The sequence below is a fragment of the Streptomyces sp. WMMC940 genome, from assembly GCF_027460265.1.
In the GTDB taxonomy this organism is placed as follows: Bacteria; Actinomycetota; Actinomycetes; order Streptomycetales; family Streptomycetaceae; genus Streptomyces.
The window spans coordinates 7,392,990-7,409,069 of the sequence record NZ_JAPZBC010000001.1; the positions used below are offsets into that span (position 1 = coordinate 7,392,990).

Here is a 16,080-nt window from a genome sequence, read left to right on the forward strand (position 1 = left end):
CCATGGGTTCCCACCCAACTGGAGGAAAACAGTGGCGAGTACAGAGCGGACGAGCAGCGGGCATCCCCACGGCACCGCGACAACGCAGCACCTGCGGGACCGGGTTGAGGGATTCGTGCGGAACCGGGTGGTCCCGCGGGAAGGGGTGCTGGACGCAGGGGGGCCTGACGCCGGAAGGGCTCTGTCCGAGCTGCGCGGTGTGGCCCGCTCCGAGGGGCTGTGGGCGCTGGCGCTGCCCGCGGAACTGGGTGGCGGCGGTCTGACGCTCGCCGCCTATGCCGAGATCGCCGAGGCCGAGGGCGCGAGCGACCACGGTCCCGCGGCGCTGGGTTCGGCGCCCCTGCTGGACGTACGGATGCTCGCCCGTCACGGCGGCCCACGGGTCCGGGAGCTCTACCTCGAACGCCTGGTGGCGGGGGAGATACGGTCCTGCTACGCGATGACCGAACCGGACGTGCCCGGCACGGACCCGTTCCTGACCGCCACGCGGGCCGAACAGCAGTCGGACGGGACCTGGTCGATCACCGGCCGCAAATGGTTCACCTCCGGGGCCGCGGACGCCGATCTGGTCACGGTCCTGGCCCGAACCGACGGCACGGCCGGTGACCGGGACGGCCTTTCCCTGCTGCTGGTCCCGACCGCCTCCCCCGGATTCCAGGTGGGGCGCGAGCTGCCCCTGTTCGGAGCCGGTGGGCAGTGGGAGATCGAGCTCGACCACGTCACCGTGCCCGGCGACCACATGATCGGCGAGCGCGGCCGGGCCTTGGCGGTGGCCGGAGAACGGCTCCAGCTCGGACGTGCCCTGCGATGCCTGCGTTGGCTCGGACAGGCCCAACGCGCCTTCGACCTCATGTGCGAACGAGCCGTCGCACGAACCGGATCCCGCGGACCGCTCGCCGGCCACCAACTCGTCCAGCAGCACGTGTTCGACGCACTACTCGCCCTGCGTACGACACGACCGCTGGTTCACGAGGCGGTGGCCCTCCTCGACGCCGGACGGGACGCGCACACCGAGGTCGGACTCGCCAAGGTCGCCGCGGCCCGTACGCTCCAGCAGGTCACCGATGCCGCCATCCAGATCCACGGCGCCGCAGGACTCGGTCCGGACACGGCCCTTCCGGCGCTGTTCCGCACCGGCCGAGCCGCCCGCATCCTCGACGGCCCGGACGAACTGCACATCACATCGGTCGCCCGCCGCGTTCTGCGCACCTACGGACGGAACCCGGCTACACCTCGCTGACATCGACGAGTCCGCTGACTGCCGCCAGCCCCAGGGCCAGGAAGAAGTCACCCCAGATGAGTTCATGGCCGACCGCAGTGCCCCGTCCGGCGTCGTAGCATCCGTTGAGCAGCATGCCGTCCGGTCGGCCGTCGTCGCCCTCGGACATCTGGGTGCCGACCAGATGGTCCAGTACGGCACCGGCCCGACGCGAGAACTCCGAGGCTCCCGGCCCGCCGAGGCGCGACAGCTTGAGGAGCGCGACAGCGGTGATCGCGGCCGCCGAGGTGTCCGGGGGCCCCTCCGGTCGGGACTCCTCGGCAGGCGGGACGAGCGGTCCCGCAAGGACATCGCCCTCGGCGAGCAACCTCTCGACAACGGCCCGCAGACGCTCGGGCCGCCAGTCCGGCGCCTCGGGACGGTTCAGGGCGTCGGCGACGGCCAGCAGCAGCCAGGCGCGTCCACGGCTCCAACCCGGCTGCGGGTCCGCACAGGGACGCCACCCCGCACCCTCGTCGAAAGCCCATGCCGGGTGCAGGAGGCCACCTGCCGCGCCACCGACGTCCAGGCCGAGGTCGAGCTGGCGATGGAGATGGGAACCCGCCGCAGCCACCCCCTCCCCACCCGCAGAGGCCAGCAGCTGCACCATGCCGGGCACACCGTCGACGCGCGCCAGCAACCGGGGCCCGCCCAGTGCCGACCCCCAGGGCACCAGGCCCAGTTCCGGATCCCAGGACTCCAGGCACGCGCGGGCAGCACGCTTGCGCAGCGCTGCGGCCGCACCGTCGTCGGCCGCCAACGCGGTCCCGTACCAGAGGATCAGACCCCGCGTGGCCGTGTCGGCATCGGCCCAGGGCGCGAGTCGTGCCAGGCACGACGACGCGGCGTCCCGGTCCTCGGCCGCGCCCGTCCAGCGCGCGCGCAGCCACAGCAATCCCGCCCAGAAACCACCGGTCCACGAACCGCGGCCGGTCGTGGTCCAGCGGCCGTCACACGGATCGGCGAACAGCGGAAACCGCACGCCGACCTCGGCTCGGGTGACGGTCGCCCGGTCGAGAACCGACGCCAGCGCGTCCTGTCGGTCCACCCTCGCCGTCATGCCTGGGACCCGGACCGCTCACGACGGTCGCGCCCGGCCCACACGAAGGCGACCGCGGCGGCCGCCGCGAACTCCACCGCCACGCACAGCCATCCCCATCCGTAGTGACCCGCTTCGGCCAGGAGTCCGAAGAGCGGGGGCCCGACGGCGAACCCCGCGAAGAACCCGGCGGCGACGAGTGCCGAATCCTGGCCCGCCCGACCGGGGACCGCCCGCTGCATGACCAGCACCATGGACACGGCATTGCCCGACACCGCGAACACCCCCACTGCCACGGCCGCCACCCATGCCAACGGGGGAACGAGGAGTGCCGCCGCAAGCAGCCCGGCCGCGCCGACGGCCCCGGCGCCGAGCCACCCCGGCAGCCACTCGGCACGTCCCGGCCGGGCGGCCTTCGCCCAGCCCACCCGCCCGGCGATCCCGGCGACGCCCAGCACGGCCACCAGAGCGGCGGCCGCCGTCGGCCCCAGGCGGAGTCTCTGCGCCCCGAAGAGCGAGAGATAGGTGTTGACGGAGGCGATACCGCAGCCCAGGAAAAGGGAGTACACCGCCAGCCAGACGATGTGCCGTCCCCGGCCCAGGGCGGCACGTGGCACCGCGGCGCTGGGCCGGGGCGGATCGGCAGGCAGCGCTCGCAGGGTCCACACCGCCACCGTCACGGCCGAACCGGCAGCGGTCCACACCGCCCCTCGCCATCCGATGCCACCGGCCAGAGCCGCGAGGGGCAGTCCGGCAGCGAAGGCGCCCAGTTGCACGCCCGACTGCTTCAGCCCGGTGACCGCTCCCCGTCGCTCGGTGGGGATCACGGCCAGAATCGCCTTGTTCGTCGCGGGGTTGGCCAGTGCCTGGGGCAGTCCGCCGAGCGCGACGGCCCCGAGCAGCAGCCCGGCTCCGGGCGCCGCGCCGATCGCCGCAAGTGCCGCCGCCGCGACCAGCAACAGCACGACGAGCCCGCGGCGAGGGCCTATCCAGTCCACGATCCGTCCGCTGACGGGCGACAGCACCGCCGCGGTTCCGAAGCCGATCGTCGTCGTGAGGCCGAGCAGCGTGGCAGAGATGCCGAGTTCCCCGACCAGGCGGGGGCCCAGGGCGCCGAGAAGGAACAGTTGCAGCATCGAGAAGGCCATTGCGCTCGTGAGTACTGCCGTCAGCCCCCGGCCCCCCCGGCCTTGCCCGTCCGTTGTCGCCACCGCCACCGCTGTCCCCTCTCCCGTCGCAATCCGTCCTGCGCCCACGAGAGGTAGTCGGGTCGCTCAACCCCCCGGTTCCGCACAGGTCTTGTGGCGTACAACACAGACAGGGAATGAGATTTCCGTCGTCGAGGATCCGTACCAGCCGGTGCTCCACCAGGCGACGGGATGCGAGGATGAGTCCGCCATGACCTCAGGCCGATGTTGCCGCGCGGTACGGGCTGCCACGTTCGCAGCCACCTGCGTGCTGCTCGCCGCCGTCGGCCACGTCCTGATGTCGGGCATCCATGTGCCGTGGTGGGCCGTGGCAGGTGCGTTCGTCGCCGCGTGCGCGACGGGCTGGGCGCTCACCACATGTGAACGCGGCTTCCTCGTCGTCACCTCGGCCACCGTCCTCACCCAAGGCGTCCTGCACTCCTGCTTCTCCCTCGCCCAGGCGGCCGTACGTCCCCGGCTGCCGCAGAGCGCCCCCCTCGGGAGACAGTGGGCCGACTACCTGCTCTGCGGAACCACTGCGGCCGGCGGATCCTCCGGTCCGGCAGCCGCCGGTGGGGGCCTCCACGCCACCACCCTGACCGAGTCGGCTCACCTGCTCGTCCCCGGTACGCACTCCGGGATGCCCAGCGCCGGAACCCACCTCCATCACGCTGCGGGGGCCATCACCGAGAGCGCCGTTCCGGCGGTCGGACACGCCGTCAGCGGACACGCCTCACCCTTCGGCATGCTGGCCGCACACCTGGCCGCCGCAGTGCTGTGCGGTGTCTGGCTCGCTCACGGCGAGCGGGCCGTCTTCCGTCTGCTGCGCGCGTTCGCCGGTTGGTTGCTGGCTCCGCTGAGGTCGATGCACCGTCCCCTGGTGCCGGCGCACCGCTCGCGCATCCATGTCCGCAGGTCACGCCAGTCAACACCGCCGCGCGAGATGCTGCTCGTCGGCGCCTTCACCACTCGGGGTCCACCCGCGAGGATCGCTGTCGTCTGACAGCCGGCTCCTCGAAGGCACGCCCCTCGCGTGCTTCGGGCATCGGCCGTGCCATCCGGCAGGCCGTACCACTCACCGGACTCACGCCGTCTCGCAGCGGCGCCGGATCTCCCGAAGGACCTCTGGCGATGAGACTTGCCATGACCCTGCAATCCGACCCGGACCAGCTCGAACACGGGATCGACACCGACGCGACAGTGACTCGATTGGCCCTCACCGCGCGTACCGGAGACCCCGCCGCCGTCGAGCAGTTCGTGCGGGCCCTCCACCGCGACATCTGGCGCTACGTCGCCTACCTCAGCGCCGACAGACAGGCGGCGGACGACCTCACCCAGGAGACCTTCCTCAGGGCTCTGGGCAGCCTCCACCGGTTCGAAGGGCGTTCCTCGGCCCGCACCTGGCTGCTCTCGATAGCCCGACGCACCGTGGTGGACAGCCTCCGGCACGCGGCCGCACGTCCCCGTCTGTCCGATCGGGACGACTGGCAAGCGGTGGCCGAGGAGACCCAGCCGCGTGGAATGCCGGGGTTCGAGGACGGGATCGCACTCGCCGAACTCCTGGCGCAGATTCCGGCCGAACGTCGGGAGGCTTTCGTCGTCACCCAACTCCTGGGACTTCCCTACGCCGAGGCGGCCGAGGCGATGGGCTGCCCGATCGGGACGGTGCGTTCGCGTGTGGCCCGCGCTCGCACGTCACTGATCGGGCTTCTCACGGACGGCGACGCACCGACGGCTGCGCAGAACCGCACGTCTCCGGGGAACGAGGGACAGCGTTCAGCGGCCAAGAAATGGAGCGTGATGGCAGCCGTGGCCTGATGCGCCCTCGAGGCCGGGGTTCGTCGTCCGTGTCGACGACGAACCCCGGCCCGGCAACCGGAGTGAGCACGTCGCCGGGGTGCGTCGCCCGATTGTCGGGATCCCGGGGCTCGGTACCCGTCCTCCGGGTTCAGGACTCGGCGCGCTGGGTGACCGGGGCACTGCTGCGGTCGCCGAGGAACTCGTACCAGCGGTGCTGCAGGCACGGGTACTGGATGTCCGCCTCGACCAGGTCCAGGAACGAGTTCACGGTCGCCCCGAGACGCTCCTGGAGCCCGCCGTCGGTCAGGTCACCACTGTCGGTGAAAGCCTGGTGAGCGGCGGCGAGACTGAACATGCCGGGGTAGACGCGGGCCCCGAGGTGCTCCAGGGGTACGCGAAGGGCCCACAGGCCCCGGTTGCCGCCCACCATGGACGGTGACGCCGAGACCAGCAGCGTCTGCTTGTCCTTGAAGGGCTGCGGCCGGAAGCGGGAGACCCAGTCGACGGCGTTCTTCACGGTGCCCGGTACCGAGGCGTTGTACTCGGGGGAGGCGATGACGAGGGCCTGCGCGGCCTCGATCCGCTCCCGCAGGGCCGTGGAGCCCGGCGGAGGCCCCTTCGCCTCCTCGGCGTCCCCGTCGTACGGGGGAACGGAGAAGTCGCGCAGGCCGGCGAGGTCGACCAGGGCGCCCGCCCGTCCGACGAGCCTGCCGACGAGCATGGCCAGGCGCTCGTTGAGGGAGCCGGTCCGGGACGAGCCGGAGAGGACGAACACCCGCAGAGCCGAGCGGCCGACAGATGAGGACGGCACTCCGGAGCCGTCCGGGACGGGGGCGGAATCTTCCATGATCGTGCCCTTCTCTTCGCGGGGGTGGCGCTCATCGCTGATCGAGGCCGTGGACTCCCTCCGGCGCCGATCATGACGCCGATGTCCTCCCCGCGCACCCGTGGCGCGGCTCCGGCGCGCCTGGAACGTACGGACGAGCAGAGGCAGGATCGGCCGATGGGAGCAGTGGCCGGCCCCGCCCCGGCCGCAGTCCGCTGCCATGGCCGACGCCCGGACCCTGACACCTCGTTGGGCCTTCGAGATGCTGCGGGCCGGCCACCAGCGGTTCGATCCCGGCCTCCGCCGCCGCACCCCCACTCCTGACGGGCACGCGGTGTCACCACCGACTGCGAGCCGGTCCCGTTCAGTTGACAGATCCCGTGTCCGGCGGCCGGGCCGCCGTCGTGCGACGCATCCGCCCTTCACGAGCCTGTTCGCGGAGCTCGGGATCGTCCGCTGCGGCCCTGGGCGGAACGCGACGGCCGATGGCCGGCCGGCAGGCACTGGTTCGGTGAGGGAACGAAATGCGGCGTACACGCATATGTGGATCTACTCCTCGGGGGAGAGGCGCACGGAGCCGCGCTACACCCGATGCAGTACGCCGGTCCAGCCCCAGGGGCGGATCAAATGAGGCCCAACCCGGGCGAGCATGAACGGGTAGCCCGGTCAGAACCCCTGCCTCCCCATCTGCCGGGTCTCGTCCTGCCCGTATCCGACGGATTGGTCCCAGGTGGCTACGTTCCTCTATCGACTCGGCCGACGCGCCTTCCGGCGCCGCGGTCTCATCGCCCTGCTGTGGGTGGCCGTACTCGTGGGCGCCGGCGTTGCCGCGTCCGCCGCCCCCGCCCCTCCCGAAGACTCCTTCTCCATGCCCGGCACCGAGTCCCAGAAGGCGTTCGACCTGCTCGATGAGCGTTTCCCGGCGGCCGGGGCCGAAGGCGCCACGGCGCGAGTCGTGATCCGCGCCCCCGAGGGCGCGAAGATCTCCGACCCGGCCGGCAAGACCACGGTCGAACAGCTGGTCACCGCCCTCGGGGAAGGCCCGCAGGTCGCCTCGGTGGCCGACCCGTTCGAGGCGGACGCCGTCAGTCAGGACGGCACGACCGCGTACGCCTCGGTGACGTACACCGTCAGCGCCATGGAGTTGACCGACCGGGCCCGCGAGTCGCTCACCGCGGCCACCGACGACGCACGCAGCGGCGGCTTCACCGTCGAAACCGGCGGTGACGCGGTCATGGCCGAGCAGGAGATGGGCGGCACCGCCGAGCTGATCGGCATCGGTGTTGCGGCCGTCGTGCTCGTGCTGACCTTCGGCTCTCTCGTCGCGGCCGGTATGCCGCTGCTCTCGGCGATCATCGGAGTCGGCATCGGCATCTCCGGTATCGCGGCACTCGGCAGCACACTGGAGCTGTCCGCCACGACCTCCACGCTCGCCACGATGATCGGCCTGGCGGTCGCCATCGACTACGCCCTGTTCATCGTCTCGCGCTACCGCGCCGAGATCGCCGAGGGCCGCACGCCCGAGGAGGCCGCGGGACGCGCGGTCGGCACCGCCGGCTCCGCCGTGGTCTTCGCGGGACTCACCGTCATCGTGGCCCTGGCGGGCCTCGCGGTGGTCAACATTCCGATCCTCACCAAGATGGGTCTGGCCGCCGCCGCCACGGTCGGCATCGCCGTGCTGATCGCGCTCACCATGACCCCGGCGCTGCTCGGCTTCGCCGGCAGGAAGGCACTCAGCCGCAGGGACCGCAAGGCGGCCGCCGGACAGCGGACGGCGTCCGCCGCGCCGAAGCTCGGCACTCGCTGGGCCCGCTTCGTGCTGCGCCGTCCGGTGACCGTGCTGCTCACCGCGGTGATCGGCCTCGGCGTCGTTGCCGTGCCGGCCACCAGCCTGGAGCTGGGCCTGCCGGACGAGGGCAGCTCGGCCCCCGACACCACCCAGCGCAAGGCGTACGACATGCTGTCCGAGTCCTTCGGTGCCGGGTTCAACGGCCCGCTGATGGTCACCGTCGACACGCGGGGCGCCGACGACGCGAAGGCAGCCGCCGCGACCGTCGGCAAGGAGATCAGCGGCCTTGGCGAGGCCGCCGCCGTCACCCCGGCGAACTTCAACGAGCAGGGCGACACCGCGGTCCTCACCGTCGTGCCCAGGACCGGGCCGAGCGACGCGGCCACCGAGGAACTGGTCAAGGACATCCGCTCCCTGTCCGACGGCATCAGGTCCGACACGGGCGCGACCATCCTGGTCACGGGCATGACCGCGATGACGATCGACTTCTCCCAGACCCTGGACGATGCGCTGATCCCGTACCTCGCCCTGGTCGTCGGCCTCGCCTTCCTGCTCCTGATGCTGGTGTTCCGCTCCGTCCTCGTCCCGCTGAAGGCGGCCCTGGGCTTCCTGCTCTCGGTGGCGGCGGCGCTCGGCGCGGTGGTCGCGGTGTTCCAGTGGGGCTGGCTCGCGGACGTGTTCGGGGTGGACCAGCCGGGCCCGATCATGTCGATGATGCCCATATTCATGATCGGCGTGGTCTTCGGACTGGCGATGGACTACGAGGTCTTCCTCGTGACCCGTATGCGCGAGGCCTACGTCCACGGATCGTCCGCCGCCGAGTCTGTCACCACCGGCTTCACCCACGGCGGCCGGGTAGTCGCGGCAGCCGCGATCATCATGATCAGTGTCTTCTCCGGGTTCATCATGGAAGACGACGACATGATCAAGATGATGGGCTTCGGTCTCGCCATCGCGGTCCTCTTCGACGCCTTCGTCGTGCGCATGGCCATCGTTCCCGCCGTGCTCGCCCTGTTGGGCACCAACGCGTGGTGGCTGCCCACATGGCTGGACCGCGTCCTGCCGAACGTCGACGTCGAGGGCGAAAGGCTCCGCAAGGAACTCGGCGACACCGCCGAGTCCGCGGAACCTGCCCGCGAGCCCGAGACGGCCGGGGTCTGACGGTCCCCCGCGAGGACGCGGCTGCTCCGCGGCAGCCGCGTCCTCGCCGACTCGGCCTCACCGCAGAGTCTCCCCACGGTGGTTCCTCGGCTCACACCCGGACCTCGTGCAACGCCGGTCCGCCCGGGTCGCCGCCCGGTCCCCGTCGTCGGCGGACGCTCGTACCCGACGCCGCGCGCGATCGCCGAGGAACCTGTGCGCGCCAAGGCCGTGTGGCCCATGGCGTCGCTGGAGTTCAGGCCCCGTCCAGTGGGACCCGCACCGTCTCCACCCAGCAGGGAGGGGCCGGAGCGTCGGAGCCGATCAGCGCGGCGACAACCCGGCAGGAGGAGGGTTCGGCATCGGGCCAGGGCGTATGACCGTCCGTCAGGACGACGACGAGGTCGGGCCGGTCGGGCCGGGCGAGGGCCGCCCCGATCCCGACGCGCATGTCCGTGCCCCCGCCCCCGGCCAGTTCGATCTGTTCTGCCGAGGTCACCCTTGACACGGTGTGCACTTCGGCGTCGCACGCCAGCACCGTGACCCGGTCGTCCCGCACGCCGACCTCCCGCAGCACTCCGGTGATCTCGGCCATGGCGGCGGTGAGTTCGTCCTCGCCCATGGAGCCGGAGGTGTCCACCACGACGGCCACGCGCGGCAGCGGGCGCCGCAGACTCGGCAGGACCACCCCGCGCAGCGCCGGAGTGCGGCGGGACGGGCGCCGATAGGTGTAGTCGACGGCGCCGCCCGCCCACGCCGCGGCCGCCCGTACCGCGCCGGACAGCGCCTGGCGCCAGTCCACGGTGGGTTCCAGGATCTGTTCCGCCCAGCGCCGCCAGCCGGCGGGGAGGGTGCCCCGGGCTCGCCGGTGGGCCCGCATGGCCTCGGCAGTGGTGCGGCGCAGGGCCTCCGCCTCGGCCGGGCCGAGGCGGGCGGGGCCGTGCGGTCCCCCCAGCTCCCACGGCACCCTCTGCCCATGGGCGCCGGACCCGCAGTCGGGTGCGCGCAGGTCGGGCGGGAGCCGGTCGACGTATGCCTCGAACAACTGCCCTTCCGGCAGGCCGAAACGGCGGGGCTCCATCCGTCCCTCGGGGAGGGGAAGACCGTCGGCGAGGAGGTCGTCGTTGATCTCGCAGTCCTGAGCGACGTTGACGCGGTAGCGGTCGAGCCGGTCGGCCGAGGGGAGCCTGTCGGCCCGGCCGTGGTGGTCGCGCAGCACGTGGGACGCCTCGTGCACCCACACGGCGGCGAGTTCCGGTACGGGCGTCGCGTCCACGAACGCCGCAGACACGTAGCAGCGCCAGTGCCGGTCCACACCCATGGTCGGGACGTGGCGGGAGGGAACCACCGTCAGGGCGTACAGGGCCGACGCCAGGTACGGGCGTTCGGTCGCCGCGCGGTAGCGCGCGGCGAGCAGTTTGGTCATGTCGAGCGTCGGCTCCGGCCCGTGGCTCATGGCGGCCGGGTCCTCAGCCGTCGGCCAGGGCGCCGGACTGCCTGAGCAGGTCCAGGAACGCGTCGATGCCCGCGGGCACCGGCCAGTCGGTGCGGCGCATCGCGGCGAGATCGGTGGCGGCGCGGGCGGCGACGTCGGGCACACCCGCGTCGACGGCCTTGGCGAGAACCGCCCAGCCCGCCTCCCAGCGTTCCCGGGTGAGGTCGCTGCGGACGGCAGCCACCACGGCGATGAGGAAGGCCAACTGCCGGTCGCCGCGCTCGGGCAGGGCGAAGGCGTCCGGGGCGGCCAGGACCCGGTCCGGGTCCGGCAGGTCGAGGTGCTCCAGAAACGACAGCAGTTCGATGCCCGCGCCGTCGCCGACGGCGCCCGTGAGCGCGGCCGCCAGGGCCTCGCGGCCGGCCCCGGTCGCGTAGCCGATGGCGAGCATCCGCAGGGCCATCTCCCAGGTGCGGGGTGAGGGCCAGGCCCGGCCCCGGCTCTCGGCGTCGCCGGGGATGTGGTGGACCAGCCCGGGGCGAGCGGTGAGGAAGCCGGAGACCACACCACGGGCGCGGGCGGCCGCGCCGGGGGCCTTCGCGGGATCGACGACGGGGACGGCGAACTCCGGCCAGGTGCCGGCCATGCCCCGGGCGACGGTGTGCGGGTCGTGGGTCCAGCTCAGGTGCACGAACCGGTTGGCGAGCGGCGGGCTCAGGTGCCAGCCGTCGGCGGCGCTCGACGGCGGGTTCGCGGCGGCGACGATCCGGACGGCCTCGGGCAGGGCCAGGCTCCCGACGCGACGCTCGAGGACCACGCGCAGCAGTGCTGCTTGGACGGCGGGCGGCGCGGAGGACAGCTCGTCGAAGAAGAGCAGTCCGTGTCCGGTGCGGGCGAGACGGACCGCCCAGTCGGGAGGAGCCATGGGCACGCCGGTGGTGGCGGGCTCGTCGCCGACGACGGGCAGGCCGGCGAAGTCGGACGGCTCGTGCACGCTGGCGATGACCGTCTCCAGCGGCAGGCCGAGCCCCGCGGCCAGCTGTCGGAGTCCGGCGGACTTGCCGATGCCGGGCTCACCCCACAGCAGCACCGGCTGGTTGGCCGTCACCGCGAGGGCGAGGGCCTCCAGCCGGGGGTTGGCGGCCGGCTCGGTACGGGTGGCGCCCAGCGCGCGGTTGACCGCGTCGGCGGCGGCGAGCGGGCCGGCCGGGTGAGCCGGGCCGGGCCGGGCGGTGGCGGCGGTCACGTGTGCGTGTCCTCATCGGTCGTCTTCTTCTTCGTCCTGGTCTCCGAGACGCGAGCCCGTGCCTCCCACGCGTCGTCGCCGAGGCCGGGATGTTCACTGCGGACGCGGTCGCGGAGGAAGGCCAGGTCGCCCCTTCTGCGGAGCCTGATGACGTGGGCCAGGGACATGTCCGGCGGGACCACCGTGTCGATCCTCGCTCCGGCGTCGATCAGCGCCTCCACGAAGGTGCGCGATCCTCCTTCGGAGGCGGCCGTGAACAGCGGCGTCCGGCCGAAGTCGTCCGTGGCCTCCAGGTCAGCTCCCGCCGCCAGCAGCCGGGGCAGCAACTCCTCGTGGTCCAGGAGGTAAAGGGCGTGCAGCAGGGTGCGTCCGGCACCGTCGCGAACGTGCGGGTTGACGCCCGTGTCCAGGAGTGCCCGCACGCCCGGGGTGTCGCCGTGCTCGGCGTACCGGAAGAGATCGGACCGCTGGGCGCGCAGTGCCTTCGGCAGCCGGCCGGAGGCGGACGTCCAGGCCTGCTCCACGGCGAAGCAACCGGTGACGGCACCGCCGAGGGCGCGCAGGGCGCGTTCCCGGCGCTGCTCCTCCTCGGCGTGGGGCATCCGGAGGCCGCCGTCGGCCCAGGCGACCCGGTGCCACTGGCCCCGGCAACGCACGCGGAACGGTTCGGGGGCCTTCGGACCCGGTGGTCCCGGGGCGCCCTCGGTGACCTCCAGCGCGGGGAACAGCGCCCCGACGACCAGTGGGTGCAACCGTGCGGGTGTCACATGCCCGTTCCGGACGAGATCGAGGTCGGGCAGTCGGCGCCAGAGGGCTTCGGGCATGTGTGGCACGGTTGCGAGCTGGTCGGGCACGGCCAGGCTCGCCCGGAGCGACCCGGAAGGGCCGGGCTCGGAGAGCTCCAGCAGGATGGCCGCTCCGCGGTTCTGCGGGATCTGGAAGCTGCTGCTTCCTCGCTCCCGGGAGAGCCGCCGGACCTCGGAGGTGAGGCGGGGGAGAGCGAGGGGGCACCCGCGCAGCAGGGAGTCCGGCTCCACGCGGTACCAGCTCTTGGTGGCGGGCGGGGTCAGATCGAGGCCGATGCCCGCGGCGGCGAACGCCGCTTCCAGTTCGCCCTGCTCGTGCAGCCGGGTGATCCACTCGGTGCGGGCCGCCGCGTCGCCGGAGCCGGGATCGGCCGTGGGCAGCTCGTCCGGCGGCAGAGGCGTGCCGTCGGCGCGGCAGAACGGTGCCCGGTCCCGGCCGCCGCCGCACCGCTCGCGGAGCGCGGCCGTGTGCCGGGCGTCCCACAGGTGACGGGCCGAGGTCCAGTCGTGGACACGGGGACCGGTGTTGCCGAGGAACTCCTGGACACCGGGGATCGCGCAGTGCAGCACGAGGCGTTGGGGGCCTACCGGCCGGCCCGGGGTCGTTATGCAGAGCAAGGGCCCGGCCGGCCGTTCGGCGGATGGACCGTAGCGGGCCAGCAGAACCGTCGTGCCGGGAACGAGCCGGGTATGGCCGCCTCGTGCGTAACGGGGCAGGTGCCAGCGCAGCAGGTCGGGCACGAAGTACCGCAGGTCGTCCAGGAGTACGGCGGCCGTCTCGGCGCCGTGACGGGCGGCGATGTCCGCCGGGTCGAAGGCGAGGTCCACGCGGGCCGCGGCGCAGGCGGCGGCCCAGTCCCCGGCGAGGCGGTGCGCGGTGGCCTGCTCGATCATCCAAGGGGGCACGGCATGGTGGCGGATCCGTCGCCAGGCCGTAGCTGCTTCGGGTGGGAAGGAGCTCACCGGTGAACACTTCCTTTCGCACGCGGGTCGCGGTGTGCGGTGGGCCCGGAGACGGGCCGCAGCCGCGGGTGGTGGCGCTCCCTCCTGCGGGGGAGACGGGGGCGGGGACCGACGCGTTCCACGAGTGGACCGTCGGGGACGGCCGCCGGAAGCGCCTTGGCACCGCGGCGGGTCAGGCCGGTGCGGCGCGGTTCCGGACGGCTCGGCGGGCTGCCGGGCGGGGCGGTGGCTTCGGCGTCACCGGTCGGGTCGGCGGGGGCACCGGGGCTGTGCCCGGAGGGCGGTAGGCCCGGGTCGAGGGCCCCGGTGCCGTCCGAGGCGTCGCCGAGGGCGCGGGTTTCGGTGGGACCGACGGCGTCGCCCCCGAGGTCGAGGCGGACCGGGCGGGCGGCGGGGGCGGTGAGCGGGATGATCGGGTGCTCGACCGCCGGACGGCGTACGGGGGACGGCTGCGTCATCACCACTCCACCGGTGTGTGTCGCCGGTGCCCGGCGTTCGGCGTCCTCCACGGGGAACAAGGGTGGCAAGACCGACCGGATTCGAACCGGCGTCCTCCTACTTGACGTTTGGGCGCGACGACCTCTGCGCTACGGCCTTGCCAGGCGTGATCATAGCGACCGATCGCACAGGCGGTCGACGCCTTTCACCGTGGAGGTCGGCGCCCGCGGAACGTGCGGCCCCTCGCCGCACTCGACGGCGACCGAGGCGTCGTCATATCCGCTTCGGCAAGGCGTCGGCCTGTCAGCGGCCCGTCGGCCTGCCAGCGGCATTGCGGGCGGGGGGCCGGGACAGCACCACGGTTGTGACGGGCCCGTCGTCGCGCTCCACGCGGACGGTCGGGAACATGGTCGTGGCGGCAAGCCGCCCAGTCACTACGTGACCAAGGGCGAAGCCCTCCTGCTTTGCGGGAGCCGGAACGGTCGTCGCTGATTCCCGCCGCGGGACGCCCACCATCCCCGACCCCGAAGTGCGCGGCTTGGTCACAGGGTCCTGCGCGACCACACGGACGACGAGTTCAGCCTGGAGGTGACACGGCCGATGTCCGAGGTGGTGATGATGCCGACCAGTCGTCCGCCTTCCAGCACGAGGGCACGATGGGCGGAACTCGCCTGCAGTTCGGGGACCAGCCTCGCCAGCGGGTCACCGGGTTGGGAGGTCGGCACCTCCTCGAGCGGCATCGAGACGCGTGCGACGGAGAGGGACGGACGTTCCTCCACGGGGACAGCGTCGGCGCTTTTCAGCGTGATCAGGCCGATCGCGGTGTTCCCGTCGTCGACGACGGGGAAGGCCGAGTGGCGGAAGCGGTAGTGAGGGTCGGTGAGGAAGTCGCTGATGGTGGCGGTTGCCGGGACGGTCTCCGGACCGGGCGTCATCGCCTCGCTCACCGCGATTCCGCCCAGCTGTTCACGCAGTGCCGCCTGGCTGCCTTCCATCGTGGCCATGACGATGACGAACCAGCCGATGACCACGAGCCAGATGCCGCTGAACGCAGCCCCGACGACGACGAGGTACAAACCGATACCGACCAGCGCCCACCCGAGGCATCGTCCCGCGATCGTGGCCACCGCAGTGGCACGCAGCCTGCTTCCGGTCCTCCACCACACGAGGGCTCGCAGCAGCCGTCCGCCGTCCAGGGGCGCGGCGGGCAGGGAGTTGAAGAGGGCCAGCAGGACGTTGATCCCCGCCAGCCAGGCCAGCGCCTCCACCACGAGCCCTGCCCCGAAGAGTGCGGCGACCAGCCAGGCCGTCAGGGCGAACACGGCGCCCAGCGCGAGGCTGACGAGCGGTCCCACGCCGGCGATGCGGAATTCGGCACCCGGCCCGGCTGCCTCGCTCCTCAGCCGGGCGAGTCCTCCGAGCAGCCAGAGGGTGATGTCGTCGACGGGGACTCCGTTGCGGCGAGCCACCAACGCGTGGCTGACCTCGTGTGCCAGAAGCGACAGCAGGAAGACCACCGCGGTCACAGCGGACGCGAACCAGTACTGCCACGTCGGGCGACCGGGACCGGCTTCCGGGAATCCGCCTTCCGCCAGCCCGAACAGGATCAGAGCGAAGACGAAGAGGACGCTCCAGTGCGCGCGCACCCGAATACCGCGCACTTGCCCCAGTGAGAGTGTCGCTCGCACGGCAGCCACCTTTCCGACCCTGTCCTGAGCACCGGCTCCGCACCGGGAACGAGCGGAGGCGCGCCCACGACCGGTTTGCGGCCGATGCGCGCTCCGGTCAGTGACCGAGGAGCCTGCGGTGCCGGTGTGCCGGCTGCGACCGCGGCGCCTCCGGTTCCGCCGGCGCGGCGGAGGCGAGAGCCCTCTGCACACGCCTGCGCTGCTTGAGCCCGGCAGCTGCCATCGCGAGCCCCGAGCAGAAGATCAGTGCCAGCGCCACTCCGGACAGGAACAGCCCAGGCGGGCCCAGCGTCGCGATCTGGTTGCCGAAGATCTCCACCGCGTACTGCGGGCCACCCTGGAAGTTCTCCGCGACCGCTATGGCCGCGAACCCGCCGGCGGTCAATGCCAGCAGAAATCCCAGTACGATCACCACTCTCACCTCCTCATTCGGACTTCTTGGGCGACTACCCGATGATTTTTGGG

Annotated in this window: 13 protein-coding genes and 1 tRNA gene; 4 read left to right on the top strand and 10 right to left on the bottom strand. The window is 72.5% G+C overall.

All coding sequences use genetic code 11. The features are described from left to right. Positions 1–31 precede the first annotated feature (31 nt). Positions 32–1,240 carry an acyl-CoA dehydrogenase family protein gene (locus O7595_RS32430; RefSeq protein ID WP_269732149.1) on the top strand — a complete coding sequence of 403 codons (1,209 nt, stop codon included), beginning with the start codon at positions 32–34 and terminating at the stop codon, positions 1,238–1,240. On the opposite strand, the gene O7595_RS32435 is transcribed toward O7595_RS32430, so the two are convergent. Both O7595_RS32435 and O7595_RS32440 read right to left on the bottom strand, forming a co-directional pair. Then, positions 1,227–2,306, bottom strand: a complete 1,080-nt coding sequence (locus O7595_RS32435) for a sugar ABC transporter permease (RefSeq protein ID WP_269732150.1) — start codon at positions 2,304–2,306, stop codon at positions 1,227–1,229. The genes O7595_RS32430 and O7595_RS32435 overlap by 14 nt on opposite strands. An 8-nt stretch (positions 2,307–2,314) precedes the next feature. Further along, positions 2,315–3,445 (bottom strand): MFS transporter, encoded by a 1,131-nt coding sequence (locus O7595_RS32440; RefSeq protein ID WP_269732151.1) that lies wholly within the window; start codon positions 3,443–3,445, stop codon positions 2,315–2,317. A gap of 250 nt (positions 3,446–3,695) precedes the next feature. On the opposite strand from O7595_RS32440, the gene O7595_RS32445 reads away from it, so the two are divergent. Together O7595_RS32445 and O7595_RS32450 are read left to right on the top strand one after the other, a co-directional pair. Continuing rightward, entirely contained in the window at positions 3,696–4,487 is a 792-nt protein-coding gene (locus tag O7595_RS32445) for a hypothetical protein (RefSeq protein ID WP_269732152.1), read from the top strand. Between the two features lie 140 nt (positions 4,488–4,627). Next, on the top strand, positions 4,628–5,302 hold the full coding sequence (locus tag O7595_RS32450; RefSeq protein WP_269732153.1) for a sigma-70 family RNA polymerase sigma factor: 675 nt from the start codon (positions 4,628–4,630) through the stop codon (positions 5,300–5,302). 130 nt (positions 5,303–5,432) lie between these two features. On the opposite strand, the gene O7595_RS32455 is transcribed toward O7595_RS32450, so the two are convergent. Then, positions 5,433–6,131: an NADPH-dependent FMN reductase gene (locus O7595_RS32455; RefSeq protein ID WP_269732154.1), complete on the bottom strand. Its 699-nt coding sequence runs from the start codon at positions 6,129–6,131 to the stop codon at positions 5,433–5,435. A gap of 709 nt (positions 6,132–6,840) precedes the next feature. Between O7595_RS32455 and O7595_RS32460 the strand changes: the two genes are divergently transcribed. After that, the gene (locus O7595_RS32460) at positions 6,841–9,060 is read left to right on the top strand and encodes an MMPL family transporter (protein WP_269732155.1); all 2,220 of its coding nucleotides are present in this window, start codon (positions 6,841–6,843) and stop codon (positions 9,058–9,060) included. A gap of 235 nt (positions 9,061–9,295) precedes the next feature. Here O7595_RS32460 and O7595_RS32465 read toward each other — a convergent pair whose 3' ends face one another. From O7595_RS32465 to O7595_RS32495, 7 genes are all read right to left on the bottom strand, one after another. Then, the gene (locus O7595_RS32465) at positions 9,296–10,495 is read right to left on the bottom strand and encodes a vWA domain-containing protein (protein WP_269732156.1); all 1,200 of its coding nucleotides are present in this window, start codon (positions 10,493–10,495) and stop codon (positions 9,296–9,298) included. A 13-nt stretch (positions 10,496–10,508) separates the two neighbouring features. Then, positions 10,509–11,720 (bottom strand): AAA family ATPase, encoded by a 1,212-nt coding sequence (locus O7595_RS32470; protein ID WP_269732157.1) that lies wholly within the window; start codon positions 11,718–11,720, stop codon positions 10,509–10,511. Next, positions 11,717–13,489 (bottom strand): ankyrin repeat domain-containing protein, encoded by a 1,773-nt coding sequence (locus tag O7595_RS32475; RefSeq protein WP_269732158.1) that lies wholly within the window; start codon positions 13,487–13,489, stop codon positions 11,717–11,719. The genes O7595_RS32470 and O7595_RS32475 overlap by 4 nt, the downstream gene beginning before the upstream one ends. Further along, complete coding sequence (locus O7595_RS32480) at positions 13,486–13,947, bottom strand: hypothetical protein (protein WP_269732159.1); 462 nt, start codon at positions 13,945–13,947, stop codon at positions 13,486–13,488. The genes O7595_RS32475 and O7595_RS32480 overlap by 4 nt, the downstream gene beginning before the upstream one ends. Positions 13,948–14,010: 63 nt before the next feature. Beyond that, positions 14,011–14,086, bottom strand: a tRNA-OTHER gene (locus tag O7595_RS32485). 383 nt (positions 14,087–14,469) lie between these two features. Next, a complete protein-coding gene (locus O7595_RS32490; RefSeq protein ID WP_269732160.1) occupies positions 14,470–15,588 on the bottom strand; it encodes a site-2 protease family protein in 1,119 nt (372 codons plus the stop codon). Positions 15,589–15,712: 124 nt separating this feature from the next. Further along, positions 15,713–16,030 (bottom strand): hypothetical protein, encoded by a 318-nt coding sequence (locus O7595_RS32495; protein WP_269732161.1) that lies wholly within the window; start codon positions 16,028–16,030, stop codon positions 15,713–15,715. Between the last annotated feature and the right edge of the window lie 50 nt (positions 16,031–16,080).

Bases quoted from the DNA above. Each gene is read 5' to 3' on its own strand.
- O7595_RS32450 (WP_269732153.1), top strand. From the start codon at position 4,628: ATGACCCTGCAATCCGACCCGGACCAGCTCGAACACGGGATCGACACC.
- O7595_RS32445 (WP_269732152.1), top strand. From the start codon at position 3,696: ATGACCTCAGGCCGATGTTGCCGCGCGGTACGGGCTGCCACGTTCGCA.
- O7595_RS32440 (WP_269732151.1), bottom strand. From the start codon at position 3,445: ATGGCCTTCTCGATGCTGCAACTGTTCCTTCTCGGCGCCCTGGGCCCC.
- O7595_RS32480 (WP_269732159.1), bottom strand. From the start codon at position 13,947: ATGACGCAGCCGTCCCCCGTACGCCGTCCGGCGGTCGAGCACCCGATC.
- O7595_RS32455 (WP_269732154.1), bottom strand. From the start codon at position 6,131: ATGGAAGATTCCGCCCCCGTCCCGGACGGCTCCGGAGTGCCGTCCTCA.
- O7595_RS32465 (WP_269732156.1), bottom strand. From the start codon at position 10,495: ATGAGCCACGGGCCGGAGCCGACGCTCGACATGACCAAACTGCTCGCC.